Raw genomic sequence first — 17,311 nt, 5'->3', positions numbered from 1 at the left:
GTTTCGATGCGGCGAAGGTCGCCGGCGCACCGGTCAGCGGGCCGCAGCGGTGGCCGCGACGGCTTCCGGCTCCGTCCCGCCCGCTGCATCGTTGCAGCTCCAGCCGCCACCGAGCGACCGATACAACGCGACCGCGGCGAGCGCATGCTCGCGCCGCGCCTGATTGAGTGCCTCGGCGTCGCGCAAATACACCTCCTGTGCCGACAGCACGTCGAGAAAATCGGTGGCGCCGCCCTTGTAAAGCTGGTTCGCGAGCCCGAGCGCGTGATTGGACGCCGACAGCGCGCTCGCGAGCCGCTGCGTTGCCGCGTCGCTGCTGACCAGATTCGCCCGCGCATCCTCGACCTCCCGCAGCGCCTGCAGCATCGTCTGCCGCAGTCGAAGCTCCGACTCGCGCATCCGGCTTTCGCTCTGCGCGATGTCGGCGGTGATGCGTCCGGCGTCGAAGATCGGGCTCGTCGCGCTCAATGCCGCGCTGAACAGGTTGTCGGTGAGCGTCGGCAGCCCGAGATACGACGCGGCCAGGATTCCGTCGGTCAGGTTCAGCGAGAACTTCGGATACCGCTCGGCCTTCGCGACGCCGACCTGCGCCGCACGCCGTTCGACCTGCGCATAGGCGGCGAGCACGTCGGGCCGTCGCAGCAGCGCCTGCGACGGCAGCGTCGCGGGCGAGCCGGCCGGCGACACCGGCACCTCGCCGCGCTGCGCGAGCAGGAGCCGGTCCACCGACTCGGGCGTTCTCCCGGCGTACACGGCAATCAGGTTGAGCTGATGAGCGATCTGCGCGTGCGTCGGCGGAATCCGCGCGTCCAGCGCATCGAGCTGGTTCTGCGCGCGCGTGACGTCGAGTTCCGTCGATAACCCGAATGCCTGGCGCTTGCGCGTCAGTTCGAGCGCGCGCCGGCGCAGCGCCGCGTTGTCCTCGAGGATGGTCAGCTCCTGCTGGGCCCAGCGCAGGTCGACATAGGCGGACGCCGCGTCGGCCGCGAGTGCAAGCCGCATCGCGTCTTCCGCATGCTTCTGCCCGACCAGTTCGGCTTGCGCGGCCAGCAGGTCGAGCCGCTCGCCGCCGAACACGTCCGGCGACCAGCTCAGCGCGAGCCCGGCGCCGGCTTGCCGCACGTAGCCGAGCGGCGGCGGCGTGTTCTGGCGCGCGTCGGCCGCGTGCGCGCTCGCATCGAGCTCGGGCAGCAGCGCCGCGCGCTTGCGTGCGGTCAGCGCCTGCGCCTGCTTCACGCGTTCGGCGGCGGCCTGCAGATCGAGGTTGGCGTCGAGCACGGTTGCGACCAGCCGATCGAGCACGCGGTCGTCGAACTGCGCCCACCACGCGGCGGCGTCGACGTCCGTGCGCGGCACGTCGGCGTCCCAAGCGGCGGGCGCGACCGACGCAACGGCATCGGGAAGCGCGGCATGCTGCGCGGGCTGCAGCGCGCAGCCGGCGGCGAATGCGCTGACGGCCAGCGCGACGAGCAGTCGTTTCATCATCGGGGTCTCGGCTTCAGTGTGCGTCGGGTGGCGGCGCATTCAGCGTGATCGGACGGGAAAACGCGACGGCGACCAGCGCGACGACGAAGCACAGCGACAGCGCGTAGTACGCATCGGCGTAGGTCAGCGTCAGCGCTTCGCGGTAGATCAGCCGGTGCAGGGTCGCGAGGCCGGCCTGCGCGGTATCGAGCGTGTTGCCGGCGACCGCGCTCCAGTACGCGGCCTGGCGATCGAGCAGCGATGCGACTTGCGGCTCGCCCGCGCTCACGTGCTCGTTCAGCCGCAGGTAGTGAAAGTTCAGCCGATCGTTGAGCATCGTCGCGCTCACCGCGATGCCGATGGCGCCGCCGAGGTTGCGCATCAGGTTGAACAGGCCGCTCGCCGATTTCAGCCGCGACTGCGGCAGCGAGCCGAGCGCCATCGTCACGATCGGCGGCACGCTGAACTGCTGGCCGATGCCGCGCAGCGCCTGCGGCAGCAGCAGCTCGCGCCAGCCCCAGTCGTGCGTGATGGGCGTGTACAGGTAGCAGCCGAGGCCGAAGCAGACGAGCCCGAACACGAGCAGCGCGCGCATGCTGACGTAGCGCGCGGCGAATGCATACGCGCACAGCGCGAGCAACTGGAATGCGCCGACCGACAGCAGCGCGATGCCGATCTGCAGCGAACTGAACGCACGCACCTGCGCGAGAAACAGCGGCGTGAGGAACACCGTCACGAAGATCCCGATCCCCGTGACGAACGACAGCAGGCTGCCGATCCCGAAGTTGCGTACGGCGAGCGCACGCAGGTCGACGATCGGATCGTCGGCCGTCAACGCGTGCACGATGAACAGGAAGCCGCAGATCGCGGAGATCCACGCGCAGATGACGATCGCGTCGTCGCTGAACCAGTTCTTGCGCGGGCCTTCTTCGAGCACGTATTCGAGGCAGCCGAGAAAGCCCGACATCAGCGCGATGCCGCGATAGTCGCCGCGCTTCACGAGGCTCGGGTCCGGTTCGTCGATGTGCACGTAGCGCGGCACCAGCGCGGCCACGACGATGCCCGGTACGAGGTTCAGGTAGAACAGCCAGTGCCACGACCATTGATCGGTGATCCAGCCGCCGATCACTGGCCCGATCGCCGGTGCGAGCGACGCGAGCGCGCCGATCGTCGTCGATGCGATCAGCCGCTGCTTGCCCGGAAACAACACGAACGCGGTCGTGAACACGGTCGGGATCATCGCGGCGCCGAGCGCACCCTGCAGCCCGCGGAACAGGATCATCGAGTTGATGTCCCAGGCGAGCCCGCACAGCATGCTCGTGATCGTGAAGCCGACCGCCGACGCGACGAACAGCCAGCGCGTCGACATCACCTTCGACAGCCAGCCCGACATCGGGATCACGATGATCTCGGCGATCAGGTAGGCCGTCTGCACCCACGACAGTTCGTCCTGGCTCGCGGAGAGCCCGCCGCCGATGTCGCGCAGCGACGACGCGACGATCTGGATGTCGAGCGTCGCCATGAAGAAGCCGACGCACATCAGCGCGAACGCGAACACGCGCTGCTTCGTCGGTTGCGACGCGGGGTTGCCGGAAAACGCGGTGGTCATCGTCGGCTCCGGCTCAGTTCGCGCGGTCGAGATGCACGGTCACGACCGCCGAGAGGCCGGGACGCAGCACGCGTTCGAGCCCCGGCTGCGGGTCGAGATGCACGCGCACCGGCACGCGCTGGACGATCTTCGTGAAGTTGCCCGTCGCGTTTTCGGGCGGCAGCACGCTGAACGTCGCGCCGGTCGCGGGCGCGAGGCTGTCGACGCGGCCATGCAGGCGCGTGCTCGACGCGTCGAGCGCGACGTCGACGCGCTCGCCCGCGCGCATCCTGCGCAACTGGTCTTCCTTGAAGTTCGCGTCGATCCACAGGCCGGACGCGGGCACGATCGTCAGCAACGGCGCGCCGACGTTCGCGAGCATCCCGACGCGGCCCGTGCGGTTGCCCACGTAGCCGTCGACCGGCGAGCGGATCGTCGTGTATTCGACGTTCAGCGCCGCGACCCGCTGGGCGGCCAGTGCCGTGTTCACGCGCGCCCGCGCGTCGGCGAGCTGCGCGCCGAGCACGTCGAGCTGCCGCTGCGCGGCGAGCAGCGCGGCGTCGCTGCGGGCGACGGCGGCGTCCGCCTTCGAATAGTCGGCATCCGCGCGCTCGACGATCTGGTTCGACACCGCGTCGGACTTCACGAGCTCGCGGTAGCGCTCGCGATCCGACGCGGCGCGCGCGAGCTCGGCCGCCGACGCGTGACGGTCCGCCGCATGCTGGCCGATCACCGCGTACTGAAGCTGCTGCTTCGCTTCGAGTTCGGCGACCGCGGAGCGCGCGCCGTCGACTTCGGCGCTGGCCTGCGCCAGCTTCGCGTCGTAGTCGCGCGCGTCGAGCTGCACGAGCACGTCGCCGGCTTTCACGCGCTGGTTGTCGGTCACGAGGATCTTGTCGACGAAGCCGTTGACCTTCGGCGCGAGCACCGTCACGTCGCCGCCGACATAGGCGTCGTCGGTGCTTTCCTCGAAGCGCAGCACGAACAGCCAGTCGAGCGTCGCGGCCGCGACCGCGACGACCACCGCCGCGACCGCGATCCGCATCCACGGCACGCGGCGTTGCTGCTTCGCGGGCCGGTCGGCTGTAGCCGCGTCGCGCGACGCAGCGGTTTGGGTCGTTTCCATCGATGCATCCATGTATATGCACGTATCGGGGCGATCGGCGATTGGTCGACGATCGGTGAGGTCGTCGATCAGCGCGTCGCCAGGTCGTGCGTGATCGTGAACAGTTCGTCTCTGAGGCGTGCCGCGCGTGCTGTGCCGAAGCGTTGCTCGAATGCGTGCTGGGCGGCGCGCCAGTGCACCTGTGCTGCGGCGATCTTCGCTTCGCCCTCTGCGGTCAACGAGAACGTTCGGCGGCGGCACCGCGGCTCGACGCGGCCGCTGACGAGCGCCGCGCCGACGAGCGGCTTCAGCGCGCGCAACAGCGCGGTGCGCTCGATCACCAGGACGGCCGACAGCGTCGCCATCGACAGGCCTGGGTGCTCGCGCAGCAGCGCGAGAATGCTGTACTGCGACGGCGTGACGTTCGCCCGCGACAGGTAGCGCTCGTAGAACTGCGAGATCCGCCGCGCGGCTTGCCGGACCGCGAAGCAATCGTCGTCGCTGAGTGGGGTGTTGTGCATGTGCACATGCTAGGGCGCGGCGCGCCGCGAAGCGAGCAGCCGCGCGGGATCAGATTGGTGTCGCGGCCGTACCAATCGAGCGTGCGATGCGCGGCGCGTGCGCGCGCCGGCACCAATCAGCGCGCGCCGTCGCCGTAGGCGGCTGCGTAGTCGATGAACGCCTTGACCTTCGCGGGCAGCAGCGCGCGGTTCGCATAGGCGAGCTTGATCTCGACGAACGCGTCGACGAGATCGGCGCCTTCGAGCAATTGCACCAGCGCACCGGACGCGAGTTCGGGCTCGACCAGCGTCCTCGGCACCACGCCGATGCCGAAGTCGCGCATCACCATTTCGCGGTTGAAGACGGGGCTGTTCGACGAAATGTCGAAGCTCAGCGGCACGGTCACCATGTCGTTGCCGTCGCGGAACGACAGCGCGGGCCGGCGCAACGACGGCGACATCGGCACGAACGCGTGGCCGGCGAGTGCGGCGGGAGTCTCGGGCCGCGGATGCGTGCGCAGATACGCGGGCGTCGCGACGATCACCACCGGGATGCGTTCCACGAGCCGCACGATCGTCGTTTCGCTCGTCAGCATGTACGGGACGACGATGCCGATGTCGTAACCTTCGCCGACGAGATCGACCGGGCGCTCGGTCAGCGTGACATCGAGGCGGATTTTCGGATGCGCGGCCTTGAAGCCGGCGATCAGCGGCACGAGCCGGTTCAGCGCGGCCGTCGTGTGCGCGACGAGCCGCAGCAGCCCTTCCGGCTCGCGCGTGTGCGCCAGCGCCTGTGCTTCGAGCGAGTCGAGTTCGTCGAGAACCGCCGCACAGCGGTCGTAGATGCGCTCGGCGGTTTCGGTGAGCGATACCTGACGCGTGGTCCGGTGCAGCAGGCGACTACCGAAGCGCGCCTCGAGATCGGCGACGGCCCGCGACACCACCGGCCGCGCCAGGCCATGGATATCGGCCGCTCGCGTGAAACTGCGCGTTTCGACCACCGTCCGGAAGACCCGCAACTTGTCGATGTAGTCCATGCCCGTTTCCTCGAAGCGATGGCGGGGCACGTGACGTACGCGGCCGGCCCAGCCATGTCACGGCGCAGTGTACATTGACTTTATGCATATGCACATATAAATTGCCGTGCATGAACGACACCCAGATTGTGCAGGCCTGCAACTGTCTCGCGCTGCGGCAGGCCGCGCGCTTCGTCACGCAACTCTATGAGCGGCATCTCGCGCCGGTCGGAGTCACGGCCGCGCAATTCGCGATCATGGCCAATCTGTCGCACCGTCCCGAGCAGCGGATGAGCGAGCTGGCGGACACGCTGGTGATGGACCGCACGACGCTGCTGCGCGCACTCAAGCCGTTGCAGCGCGACGGGCTGGTCGCCGCGGCCGCGTCCGAGGATGACGCGCGTGCGCATGCACTGAGCCTCACGGCCGCCGGCCGGCGTACCTACGCGCGCGCGAAAATCGCGTGGCAGGCTGCGCAGGACGAGTTCGAGGCGCAGTTCGGCCGTGCGCGCGCGAAGGCGCTGCGCAGCGAGTTGTTCGGCGTAATCGGGCAGCGATAGGGCGCGGGTGCGGCGGGCTGCGAAGGCGCCGGGCCGCACGCGCGGTGCGATGTCGTGACTGCACCGCGCGGGCGCGCAGATGCGCCGATGCGATGTCGCGCGTGGTCGATGACGTTGCGCGCGCGATGCGCCGGTCGCTGTTGCGTTGGTCGGGTCGGGCACGTGGGTCCAGTCGGTCAAGCCGATGAGGTCGCTCGAACCACTCGAACCACTCGAACCACTCGAACCACTCGAACCACTCGAACCACTCGAACCACTCGAACCACTCGAACGCGCCCGCGTGCCGGCACGCATAGTCCGGCTCAATCCTGCGTCGTATCGCCCGCAGCCGCTTGCCGAAACGCGCTCGGCGTCTGCCCGGCCCAGCGCCGGAAGGCCCGCGTGAAATTCGCCGGATCGGTGAACTGCAAGCGCTCGGCGATCGTCTTCAGATCGAGATCCGACGCGGCGAGCAACTGCTTCGCGTCGCGAAACCGCGCTTCGTCCAGCAACTGCCGATAGCTGGCTCCCGCTTCCTCCAGCCGGCGCCGCAGCGTGCGCGTCGACACGAGCAGCGCGTCGGCGAGCGCATCCGGGTCCGGATAGTCGCCGGCCGCGCTCGCGAGCTCGGCGCGCACGCGCTCGACCAGATCGCCTTCTTCCTGCCGCACCTGCGCGTATTCGCGCTCGACCTGCACGAGCGCCTGCCGGTGCGCGACGTCGTCGGCGAGCGGCAGCGGCCAGTCGAGCGCATCGTGCGCAATCCACAGCGCATTCGCCGCGCAGCCGAATTCGACCGGCGGCAGCTGCTCGCGGTAACGCGCGAAGTAGGCGGGCTCCGGCCACGTGAAGCGCAGCGCGATCGGCGGCGCTGAACGTGCCGACCATTGCGAGATGTTCTGCGCGAGCCCGGTCAACACGAACTCGAACATCACGTGATGCTGCAGCACCGGGCTGGCCTGCACGCCGTGCAATTCCAGCGTCGCGCCGAGCGCGTCCTCCGAGTAGGTGAGCCGGTATTGGCGGTTGCGCATCCGGAAGTAGCGCTGCGTGACGCGCAGCGCGTCGCGGATGTCCCGCGCGGTCAGCGTCGCATAGCCGAGAAATCCGTGCACGGTCGGCTTCAGCAACAGGCCGAACGCGAGCCCGATGCCCGGATCGCCGCCGATCGCGATCGCGTTCAGCACCAGCCGCCCCCATTGCGACGGCGCGACGCGCGCGTCGGGCTCGGCCAGCACCGCGTCGCGCAGGCCCGTGCCGGCGCGCACGGCAGCCGGATCGACGCCGCGCGCGGCCAGCGCCTGCAGCAGCAGGCGCGGATAGGCGACCGGGATGGTCGGCCGGCGTAGCCCGAGAAGGTCCTTGCGGCGCGGATTCGTCATGTGAAGTTGGCCGGAAATGACAAGCATTATGGCTGTTTACCCCCTCACGTTCAACGCGGCGGGCGGCCTACGATGACGCTCATCGCATCCCGGCAAAACCATCATGACGACCGCTTTTCCGCACCTGCTCGCGCCGCTCGATCTCGGCTTCACCACGTTGAAGAACCGTGTGCTGATGGGCTCGATGCACACCGGCCTCGAGGACAGCCGCAAGACGCTGCCGCGCCTCGCCGACTATTTCGCCGAACGCGCGCGCGGCGGCGTCGGCCTGATCGTGACGGGCGGCTTCGCGCCGAACGTGGCCGGCTGGACCAAGCCGTTCGGCGGCACGCTGATGACGTCGGCCGGCGCACGGCGGCATCGCGTGATTACCGACGCCGTGCATGCGCACGACGGCAAGATCGCGCTGCAGATCCTGCACACGGGCCGCTACGGCTATCACCCGTTCGCGGTCGCGCCGTCGAAGATCAAGTCGCCGATCTCGCCGTTCGCGCCGCACGAACTGAGCGCGCGCGGCGTCGAGCGGCAGATCCGCGCGTTCGTCCGCTGCGCACAGCTCGCACGCGAGGCCGGCTACGACGGCGTCGAGATCATGGGCTCCGAAGGCTATCTGATCAATCAGTTCATCTCGATGCATACGAACAAGCGCACCGACCAGTGGGGCGGTGCGTACGAGAACCGGATCCGGCTGCCGATCGAGATCGTCGAGCGCACGCGCGAAGCGGTCGGACGCGATTTCATCCTGATCTACCGGCTGTCGATGCTCGACTTGATCCCGGACGGCAGCGACTGGAGCGAGACCGTGCAGCTCGCGAAGGCCGTCGAGCGTGCGGGCGCGACGATCATCAACACCGGGATCGGCTGGCACGAGGCGCGCGTGCCGACGATCGCGACGTCGGTGCCGCGCGGCGCGTTCGCGTGGGTCACGCAGAAGATGAAGGGCGAGGTCGGCATCCCGCTGGTGACGACGAACCGCATCAACCGGCCCGAGGTGGCCGAGCAGATTCTGGCGGACGGCTGCGCGGACATGGTGTCGATGGCGCGCCCGCTGCTCGCCGATGCCGAGTTCGTCGTCAAGGCCGCGCAGGGCCGCGCCGACGAGATCAATACCTGCATCGGCTGCAACCAGGCTTGCCTCGATCACGCGTTCAAGAACAAGATCGCGTCGTGCCTGCTGAACCCGCGCGCGTGCCACGAGACGGAACTCGTCTATACGCCGGTGCGGCAGCCGAAGCGCATCGCGGTGGTCGGCGCCGGGCCGGCCGGGCTGGCGTGCTCGACGGTGCTCGCGCAGCGCGGCCATCGCGTCGACCTGTTCGACGCCGCCGCGCAGATCGGCGGCCAGTTCAACATGGCGAGGCGCATTCCGGGCAAGGAAGAATTCGACGAGGCGCTGCGTTACTTCGGCCGCCAGATCGAGGTGACCGGTGTGACGCTGCATCTGAACCGCCGCGTCGACGTGCGCGAGTTGATCGACGGCGGCTACGACGAGATCGTGCTCGCGACCGGCGTGACGCCGCGCGATCCGAAGATTCCGGGGCAGGACGGCCCGAACGTGCTCAGCTACATCGACGTGCTGGCGGGCCGGCAACCGGTCGGCCGGCGTGTCGCGGTGGTCGGCGCGGGCGGAATCGGCTTCGACGTCGCCGAATACCTGGTGCAGGACGGCCAGTCTCCGACGCTCGATCTGGACGAATGGAAGGCCGAATGGGGCGTGACCGATCCGGCCGTGACGCGCGGCGGCGTGACGCGCGCACGGGTCGCCGCGCCGGCGCGCGAGGTGACGCTGCTGCAGCGCAAGCCGGCGCCGCTCGGGAAGGGGCTCGGCAAGACGACCGGCTGGATTCACCGGGCGACGCTGAAGATGAAGCAGGTGAAGATGATCGGCGGCGTGAACTACGAAAGGATCGATGCACGTGGGCTGCACGTGTCGTACGGCGAGCAACGTAGCGATCATGAACTGATCGAAGCCGATACGATCGTGCTGTGCGCAGGCCAGGAGCCGCAGCGCGCGCTGCTCGCGCCGCTGCAGGCGGCCGGACGCTCGGTGCATCTGATCGGCGGCGCGGAACTGGCTGCGGAGCTCGACGCGAAGCGGGCGATCGATCAGGGGGCGCGGTTGGCGGCGCGGCTGTAATCGGCGCTCGGTTCGACGTTTCGATGGCGCGCGCGGCGGTGCGGCGGTTTGGCTGGGCGATGGGCGCGCGTTTGTTTCGATGAAGCGGCGATCTCCGCGCAGGGCGGTGGCGCGGATTGGCACCGTCGCGGCGCCGCGCGATACGGAGCAGCGCACGCAATACGCGCAATTCGGCCAACTCAGCCCCGGCCCCAACTCGGCTAACTCGGCCCGACACGGCCCGACACGGCCCACGCCCGCGATGATGCCGAGCGCGACCGACCCACTCTCGGCGCGTTCTGCCCGCCGGCTTACCGCCAGCCCGACCGACCCGCCACCCGCCTTACGCCGCTTCGGCCCGCTCTTCCCGTTCCGCTTCGAGCATCGCCTTGACGATCAGGTAGACGGCCGGGAGATCGTCGTCGTCGCGACTCCAGTCGACCGGCTCCTCGACGTCCGCGGCGACCAGCCGGCTGTCGCGCAGCCGGATGAACGCGTCGACGACGGCCGGATCGTTGCGGTTCAGGAAACCGGCATTCGAGAACGCCAGCTCCTCGACGTTCAGCAGCGCCTGCCAGCTCATCGTGCGGGCGGCGGCCGGGTGGGTGCGGCGTCGCAGCCCGAGCGCGCGCTGCGCAGGGCCGCCGACGACACGCTGCAGATCGCCGACCGCCCGCTGCGCGGCACGCTCGAACTGGACGGGATTGAAGCCGGGTTGCTCGGGATCGAATGCGGATGACTGAAACATGGTCGCCTCACAAAAGTCCGTCCGTCATGGGTGACGGAATTCGGGTCGAATGATGCAAAAACACTGTGAATATATACAGTGTTCGATCCGGTTTCAAGTCCTTCGTGCGGGCAGTGGTACGACGGCCGCGGCGTCGATCACCGGCATGCATCGCCCGTTGCCGCGACCGCTTCACGTCACACCGCCGCGACGATCGTCTCGCGCAGCCATCGATGCGCCGGGTCGCGATGTACACGTTCGTGCCACAGCATCGACATCTCGTAGCCCGGCACGTCGACGGGCGCGTCGACGACGCGCAACCCCGGCGTATTGCGCACCAGTCGCTCGGGCAGCATCGCGACGAGGTCGGTGGCGGCGACGACCGAGATCACGAACAGGAAATGCGGCACCGACAGCACGACCCGCCGCGCGGCGCCCGCTTTCGCGAGCGCTTCGTCGGTCACGCCGAAGAAGCCGCCGCCGTCGGGCGACACGATCACGTGTTCCAGCGCAGCGAACTGCGCGAGCGTCAGGCGGCGCTTGAGCTTCGGATGACCGGCGCGGCCTACCAGCACGTATCGCTCGACGAACAGCGGCAGGCGCCGCATGCCGTCGGGCGAGCCTTCGGTCGTGTGGAACGCGAGGTCGATGCCGTTTCGTTCGGCTTCCTGCTCGATGCGCGGCGGCGCCAGCTCGACGACGGCCAGCCGCGTCGCCGGCGCAGCCGCGCGCAGCGCGCTCAAGGCGGGCAGCACGATCGTCGATTCGCCGTAGTCGGTCGCGGCCACGCGCCACGTGTTGGTCGCGGTGGCCGGATCGAACGGCGTGGCCGTCAGCACCGCGCGCTCGACGGCTTCGAGCGCATCGCGCAGCGGCTCGCGCAACGCTTGCGCGCGCGCGGTCGGCCGCATGCCGCGCGGCCCCGGCAACAGCAACGGATCGCCGAACAGGTCGCGCAGCTTCTGCAACTGCACGCTCACCGACGGCTGCGACATGTTCAGCCGCGCGGCCGCGCGCGTGACGTTGTGCTCGGCGAGCAGCACGTCGAGCGTGACCAGCAGGTTCAGGTCGATGCGTCTGAGATTGTTCATGGCTATACCAGGAATATCGGGAATTCATTTCCAATATACCGAGTGCGCCGGCATCCTGCAGTCATTCAATCAACGGAGTCACGAACATGAACGTGCTGATCGTCTATGCCCATCCCGAACCGCGCTCGCTGAACGGTGCGTTGCGCGACTTCGCGGTCCAGCATCTCGAGGCCGCCGGCCATGCGGTGCAGGTGTCCGATCTGTATGCGATGAACTGGAAGCCCACGCTCGACGCCGACGACATGACCGAGCGCGCGCCCGGCGCGCGTTTCGATCCCTCGCACGATTCGAAGCACGCATACGAGACGGGCACGCAGCGCGACGACATCGCGCGCGAGCAGCAAAAGCTGAAATGGGCCGACGCGCTGATCCTGCAGTTTCCGCTGTGGTGGTTCTCGATGCCGGCGATCATGAAGGGATGGATCGAGCGCGTGTATGCCTACGGCTTCGCGTACGGCGTCGGCGAGCATTCCGATACGCACTGGGGCGACCGATACGGCGAAGGGATGATGGCCGGCAAGCGTGCGATGGTGATCGTCACGACGGGCGGCTGGGCGTCGCACTACAGCGCGCGCGGAATCAACGGGCCGCTCGACGACCTGCTGTTTCCGATCCAGCACGGCGTCCTGTATTACCCGGGGTTCGACGTGCTGCCGCCGTTCGCGATCCACCGTACCGGAAAGATGAACGACGTGCGCTTCGACGAAACACGCGCGGCGCTCGGCAAGCGTCTCGATGAGCTATGGACCGCGCAGCCGATTCCGTTTCGCCGGCAGAACGCGGGCGACTACGAGATTCCGGCGCTGACGTTGAAGCCGGAGATCGCGCCCGGCAGCGTGGGGTTCGCGGCGCACGTCGCGCACGAGGAGGCGCACGGTACGCCACGCAGCAACGCGCGCGATCCCGTGCCCGCGGCGGCGGACGCCGCGTGAGGCAGGCGTTCGTCGGGTCGTAACGGACTGCGGCCCGTGCGCCGCCGGACAAGCGCCGGCACGGGCAGCACGGGCTTCACGGGCTGCACGGATCTCAGCGATCGTCGTCCCGCACCGACGACGGATGCCGGCACAGCGCGCGCACTTCCATCTCCATGTACGGAAACAGCGGCAGCTGGCTCAGCAGGTCATGCAGCTGCTGCACGCTGTCCACGTCGAAGATGCTGACGTTCGCGTACTGCCCGGCGATGCGCCACAGATGCCGCCACAGGCCGTCGTTCATCAGCCGCTGGCACATCGCCTTCTCGTCGGCCTTCAGCGTCGCCGCCTTGACCGGGTCCATGTCCGCCGGCAGGCGGACGGTCATTTCCACATGAAACAGCATCCTGCGCTCCTTGTATTGTCGGTTCGTCGAACGTTACGGCCGCTCAGGCCTGCGCGCGTGCGCGTTCGACATCGCTCGCCGGTACGTGCTGCCGTTCCTTGACGAGCGAGAAATCGAAGTCGATCAGCGCGAACTGACCGTCGACGCCATACGGCTTGCCTTCCGCGCCTTCGGCCTGCTTGACCTTCGGGATCAGCCCTTCGCGCGTCGCGAACGCGAAGTCGTCCCAGATGTGCGGATCGCCCTCGATGTTGATCTGCGTCGTCAGCTTGCGATAGCCGTCGGCCGAAACGAAGAAGTGGATGTGCGCGGGGCGATGGCCGTGGCGGCCCAGCTGGTCGAGCAGCTGCTCGGTCTTGCTGCCCGGCGGCACGCTGTAGCCGACCGGCAGCACGCTGCGGAAGCTGTAGCGGCCGTCGGCGTCGGTGCGGATCGAGCGGCGCAGGTTGAACGCCGGCTGCGACTGGTCGAAGTACGAGTAGTTACCCAGATGATTCGCATGCCACACCTCGACGAGCGCGTTCGCGAGCGGCGCGCCGTCCTGGCCGAGCACGCGGCCGCGCATGATCAGCGTCTGGCCGGGATCGGTGCCGTCGTCCAGCCGCGCGTGGCCGACCGATTCCGGCGCGCCCGCGACATACAGCGGCCCTTCGATCGTGCGCGGCGTGCCGCCCGTGATGCCGGCCTTCTGCTCGGCCTCGTCCATCCGCACGTCGAGGAAGCGCTCGAGCCCGAGGCCCGCAGCGATCAATCCGAATTCGCGGCCGGCTTCGTTCAGGTAGTTCAGCGCGGTCCAGAACTCGCTCGGCTGGACGTCGAAGTCCTCGATCGTGTAGCAGAGATCCTTCACGATCCGGTTGACGATCGCGCGCACGCGCGGGTTGCCGGGCTTCTCCGCGGCGTCGTCGAAGGTCTTCAGCAGTGCGTCGATGTCTTGCTTGTTCATCTGTGTCTCCGGTTTCGTTTGTCGTGTCGTCGTTCGTCGGGGCGAGCGGATTCAGCGGGCGCCGCGTCGCATCCGCTCGATGCGGGGCCAGTCGAAGGTGATGCCGAGGCCGGGCGTGGCCGGCAGATGCAGCTTGAAATCCTGGTAGCGCAGCGGCTCGACGAGGATTTCCTCGGTGAGCAGCAGCGGGCCGAACAGCTCGGTGCCCCACCTGAGCGAGCCGAACGTGCTGAACAGTTGCGCCGACGCCATCGTGCCGGCCGCGCCCTCGAGCATCGTGCCGCCGTACAGATCGATGCCGGCCGCCGATGCGATCGACGCGACGCTCGCCGCGCCGAGCAGGCCGCCCGATTGCGCGATCTTCACCGCGAACACGTCGGCCGCGCGCTCCTGCGCGAGCGCGAACGCATCGACGGGGCCGTGCAGCGCTTCGTCGGCCATGATCGGAATGTGCGCGAGTTGCGTGAGGCGCTTCAGCCCGGCCCGGTTGGTCGCGGCGATCGGCTGCTCGACGAGGCTCACGCCGGCGTGCGCGAGCCGCGCGCCGGCGCGGATCGCTTCGGTTTCGCTCCACGCCTGGTTCACGTCGACGCGCACGTCGCCGCGATCGCCGAGCGCGCGCTTGATCGCGATTACGTGCGCGACGTCGTCGTCGACCGCGTTCGAGCCGATCTTCAGCTTGAACGCGCGATGGCGGCGCGCGTCGAGCATCGCCTCGGCTTCGGCGATGTCGCGGTGCGTGTCGCCGCTCGCGAGCGTCCACGCGACCTCGACCGCATCGGTCGTGCGGCCGCCGAACAGCTCCGACAGCGGCACGCCGGCGCGGCGCGCCTGCGCATCGAACAGCGCGGTCTCGAGCGCGCATTTCGCGAAGCGGTTGCCCTGGAACAGCTTGCGGGCACGCGCCATCGCGGCGCCGGGGCGCGTCGCGTCCATCCCTTGCAGCAGCGGCGCGAAATACGTGTCGATGTTGACCTTGATGCTCTCGGGGCTCTCTTCGCCGTATGCGAGCCCGCCGATCGTGGTCGCCTCGCCGACGCCTTCGATACCGTCCGTGCATCGAACCCGGACGAGTACGAGCGTCTGGCAATTCATCGTGGCGACCGACAGTTTGTGGGGCCGAATCGTGGGCACGTCGACGAGCAGCGTGTCGATGCGCTCGATGGTGGCGGCAGTTGCTATCATGCGATTCCTCCTGTTGATGCACATGGTAGGAATTCCGGGCCCGCGTCGTCCAACACTCTTTCCGACTACTTCCATACCTTCGAGGCATGAAATGGAATTGCGCCAGCTCCGCTACTTCATCGCCGTCGCGGAAGAAATGAACATCACGCGGGCGGCGGAGCGGCTGCACATGACGCAGCCGCCGCTGAGCCGCCAGCTGCAGACGATCGAGGAAGAGATCGGGCTGCCGTTGTTCGAACGCGGCGCGCGGCCGCTGAAGCTGACCGACGCGGGCCGCGTGTTCTACGCGCAGGCGAAGCGCGTCCTCGAGCAGGCCGACGAGCTCGGGCCGCTCACGCGTCGCCTCGCGCAACTGTCGGAGCGGATCGTGATCGGCTTCGTACCGTCGACGCTCTACGGCGCGCTGCCGGACGTGATCCGCGCGTTTCGCGACGCGCAGCCGGGCGTCGAGCTGTCGCTGATCGAAATGTTCACGCTCGAGCAGCTCGGCGCGCTGAAGGGCGGGCGCATCGACGTCGGCTTCGGCCGCCTGCGCTTCGACGACGACCAGCTGGTGCGCGAGGCGCTGATCGAGGAGAAGCTGATCGCGGCGCTGCCGGTCGGGCATCCGCTGGCCGACCCCGCGCGACCGCTGACGCTCGCCGACATCGCGCACGAGACGCTGATCGTCTACCCGAGCACGCCGCGGCCGAGCTTCGCGGACCAGCAGCTGTCGGCGCTGCGCGACGGCGCGCTCGTGCCGGCGGGCGTTCACGAGGTGCGCGAACTGCAGACGGCGCTCGGGCTGGTGGCCGCGCAGGTCGGCGTGTCGCTGGTGCCCGAGAGCGTGGAAGGCGTGCGCGTGAAGGGCGTCGTGTACCGGCGGCTGCCGGAGCCGACGGCGACGTCGCCGATCATCATGAGCCGCCGGCTGCACGGCGAAAGCCCGGCGACGACCGCGTTTTGCGCGATCGCGCGCGCGATGTTCGGACCGACGCTTTAGCGCGGGCGGTTTATGGAGCGGCCGCAACTAACGGCCAATTCGGGCGGGTGGGGCGACGCGGGGTGATTCGGTCGAGAAGGGGGCGTTGGGCGAGGCCGGGGCGACGGGCGGCGCATCGGGCTCACCGCACGCACCGGGCAAGGCGACCAAGCGGGAGACGCTGGAGATGCGGAAGATGCAGCCCGACGCAGCACCACCCGCGCACGCGGCGATCCACCCACCAACGCGGCCGGCCGCGCATGCCTGCCGCCAGATGCCTAACCCCTACCGCCTAACCCCCACCGTTTCCGATGGCGATTCCCCGAACTTCTCCCGATAGGCGATCGCGAAGCGCCCGAGATGCGTGAACCCGCAATCGAGCGCGACATCGGCGATCCGCCGCTCCGGCTGCGACCTGCGCAGCAACTCGCGCGCATGCTCGAGCCGCGTCGCGCGCAGATATTGCATCGGGCTCATGCCGCGAAACTGCAGGAACGCGTCGCGCAGCGTCCGCTCCGGCACGTTGGCCGCCACGACGATATCGGCGAGCTGCAGCGGCTGCGCGTAGTGCGCGTTCACGAATTCCTGCGCGCGCAGCAGGAAGCCCGGCGCGGGATCGTGACGCATACTCGCGGCCGCCGGCGGATGCCCTTCGATCAGCAGATCGATCAGCAGATGCTCGAGCTGCGCCGCGACGCGCGGATTCGCGTTGGCGCGCGCCAGCAAAGCCGGCGAGCGGGCGACGAGCATCAGCTGCTGGTGCCACGCGGCGAGCGCGGCGTCGCTGATGTGCAGCACCGGGTCGAGCGTCGCGCGCGGATTGCCGGTGAGCGAGCCGACGGTCGCCGCGTCGATGCGCAGCACGAACTGCTCGCAGTCGGCCGACAGCACCGCATCGAAGCGCTCGCCAGGCGCGCACAGCACGCCCGTCTGGCCGTCGACGCCGAGCCGGCGCCCCATCGCGGCGACCTGCGCATGCCCGGACAGACAGAACATCAGCAGGTAATAGCCGTCGACCGCGTCGACCTGCACGCGCATCGCGTCGCCGAACGCGATCGTGCCGATCCCGAGCCCGCCGAGCCGCACGAAGTCCATGTGCGCGGCGCCCTGCATGCGCCCGCTCGGCAGCAGCGCGTGCGGCTGCATCACGCGCGAGATGCGCTCGCGCGTCTCGTCGAGATCGCGGGATTCGAACAGCCGGTGCGCGCGCAGCGCGAGCGGCTCGAACGACGTTGGGGACATGGGCATCGGCCTTGGTATCGACGCGCGCTTCGTTCCGACGAATGGGTCACGAACGGGCGGCGGCTCGCGTGTGTCGTCATGCTAGCGCAGAAATCCGCCGAAAGTGGATATTGCGCCGCCGCAATCGCACTT

16 protein-coding genes are annotated in these 17,311 nt (G+C 68.9%); 4 read left to right on the top strand and 12 right to left on the bottom strand.

Annotated features, from left to right (window positions below; all coding sequences use genetic code 11):
• Positions 1–33: 33 nt before the first annotated feature.
• The 5 genes from AK36_RS07820 to AK36_RS07800 all read right to left on the bottom strand — a co-directional run bounded on the left by AK36_RS07820 (position 34) and on the right by AK36_RS07800 (position 5,694).
• Entirely contained in the window at positions 34–1,482 is a 1,449-nt protein-coding gene (locus AK36_RS07820) for an efflux transporter outer membrane subunit (RefSeq protein ID WP_045578459.1), read from the bottom strand.
• A 16-nt stretch (positions 1,483–1,498) separates the two neighbouring features.
• On the bottom strand, positions 1,499–3,073 hold the full coding sequence (locus AK36_RS07815; protein WP_011881479.1) for a DHA2 family efflux MFS transporter permease subunit: 1,575 nt from the start codon (positions 3,071–3,073) through the stop codon (positions 1,499–1,501).
• A 13-nt stretch (positions 3,074–3,086) separates the two neighbouring features.
• Complete coding sequence (locus AK36_RS07810; RefSeq protein ID WP_034194939.1) at positions 3,087–4,178, bottom strand: HlyD family secretion protein; 1,092 nt, start codon at positions 4,176–4,178, stop codon at positions 3,087–3,089.
• Positions 4,179–4,246: 68 nt separating this feature from the next.
• Positions 4,247–4,678: a MarR family winged helix-turn-helix transcriptional regulator gene (locus tag AK36_RS07805; protein ID WP_041494082.1), complete on the bottom strand. Its 432-nt coding sequence runs from the start codon at positions 4,676–4,678 to the stop codon at positions 4,247–4,249.
• Positions 4,679–4,794: 116 nt separating this feature from the next.
• A complete protein-coding gene (locus AK36_RS07800; RefSeq protein WP_011881482.1) occupies positions 4,795–5,694 on the bottom strand; it encodes a LysR family transcriptional regulator in 900 nt (299 codons plus the stop codon).
• 110 nt (positions 5,695–5,804) lie between these two features.
• On the opposite strand from AK36_RS07800, the gene AK36_RS07795 reads away from it, so the two are divergent.
• Positions 5,805–6,233: a MarR family winged helix-turn-helix transcriptional regulator gene (locus AK36_RS07795; protein WP_011881483.1), complete on the top strand. Its 429-nt coding sequence runs from the start codon at positions 5,805–5,807 to the stop codon at positions 6,231–6,233.
• 302 nt (positions 6,234–6,535) lie between these two features.
• Here the strand turns inward: AK36_RS07795 and AK36_RS07790 are convergent, their stop codons facing one another.
• Complete coding sequence (locus AK36_RS07790) at positions 6,536–7,621, bottom strand: AraC family transcriptional regulator (RefSeq protein WP_041494083.1); 1,086 nt, start codon at positions 7,619–7,621, stop codon at positions 6,536–6,538.
• A gap of 76 nt (positions 7,622–7,697) precedes the next feature.
• Here AK36_RS07790 and AK36_RS07785 point away from each other — a divergent pair, with 76 nt between their 5' ends.
• Positions 7,698–9,731 carry an NADPH-dependent 2,4-dienoyl-CoA reductase gene (locus AK36_RS07785; RefSeq protein WP_045578211.1) on the top strand — a complete coding sequence of 678 codons (2,034 nt, stop codon included), beginning with the start codon at positions 7,698–7,700 and terminating at the stop codon, positions 9,729–9,731.
• Between the two features lie 322 nt (positions 9,732–10,053).
• Here AK36_RS07785 and AK36_RS07780 read toward each other — a convergent pair whose 3' ends face one another.
• Entirely contained in the window at positions 10,054–10,458 is a 405-nt protein-coding gene (locus AK36_RS07780) for a DUF2471 family protein (RefSeq protein WP_011881486.1), read from the bottom strand.
• Positions 10,459–10,634: 176 nt separating this feature from the next.
• A complete protein-coding gene (locus AK36_RS07775; protein WP_045578210.1) occupies positions 10,635–11,528 on the bottom strand; it encodes a LysR family transcriptional regulator in 894 nt (297 codons plus the stop codon).
• An 86-nt stretch (positions 11,529–11,614) separates the two neighbouring features.
• Between AK36_RS07775 and AK36_RS07770 the strand changes: the two genes are divergently transcribed.
• Entirely contained in the window at positions 11,615–12,460 is an 846-nt protein-coding gene (locus tag AK36_RS07770) for an NAD(P)H-dependent oxidoreductase (RefSeq protein ID WP_045578209.1), read from the top strand.
• Positions 12,461–12,554: 94 nt separating this feature from the next.
• Here AK36_RS07770 and catC read toward each other — a convergent pair whose 3' ends face one another.
• Genes catC through AK36_RS07755 form a run of 3 tightly spaced genes read right to left on the bottom strand, consistent with a single transcriptional unit; the run spans position 12,555 to position 14,976 of the window.
• Entirely contained in the window at positions 12,555–12,845 is a 291-nt protein-coding gene (gene catC, locus AK36_RS07765; protein WP_011881489.1) for a muconolactone Delta-isomerase, read from the bottom strand.
• Between the two features lie 43 nt (positions 12,846–12,888).
• Positions 12,889–13,791 carry a catechol 1,2-dioxygenase gene (catA, locus tag AK36_RS07760; protein WP_034194945.1) on the bottom strand — a complete coding sequence of 301 codons (903 nt, stop codon included), beginning with the start codon at positions 13,789–13,791 and terminating at the stop codon, positions 12,889–12,891.
• Positions 13,792–13,842: 51 nt separating this feature from the next.
• Complete coding sequence (locus AK36_RS07755) at positions 13,843–14,976, bottom strand: muconate/chloromuconate family cycloisomerase (protein WP_011881491.1); 1,134 nt, start codon at positions 14,974–14,976, stop codon at positions 13,843–13,845.
• A gap of 91 nt (positions 14,977–15,067) precedes the next feature.
• Between AK36_RS07755 and AK36_RS07750 the strand changes: the two genes are divergently transcribed.
• Positions 15,068–15,958: a LysR family transcriptional regulator gene (locus AK36_RS07750; protein WP_045578208.1), complete on the top strand. Its 891-nt coding sequence runs from the start codon at positions 15,068–15,070 to the stop codon at positions 15,956–15,958.
• Positions 15,959–16,222: 264 nt separating this feature from the next.
• Here the strand turns inward: AK36_RS07750 and andR are convergent, their stop codons facing one another.
• A complete protein-coding gene (gene andR, locus AK36_RS07745) occupies positions 16,223–17,179 on the bottom strand; it encodes an anthranilate 1,2-dioxygenase regulatory protein AndR (RefSeq protein WP_034194947.1) in 957 nt (318 codons plus the stop codon).
• Positions 17,180–17,311 lie beyond the last annotated feature (132 nt).

Origin of the sequence: Burkholderia vietnamiensis LMG 10929 (genome assembly GCF_000959445.1) — a bacterium.
Lineage (GTDB): Bacteria > Pseudomonadota > Gammaproteobacteria > Burkholderiales > Burkholderiaceae > Burkholderia > Burkholderia vietnamiensis.
This window is presented reverse-complemented; position numbering and strand designations above follow the sequence as displayed.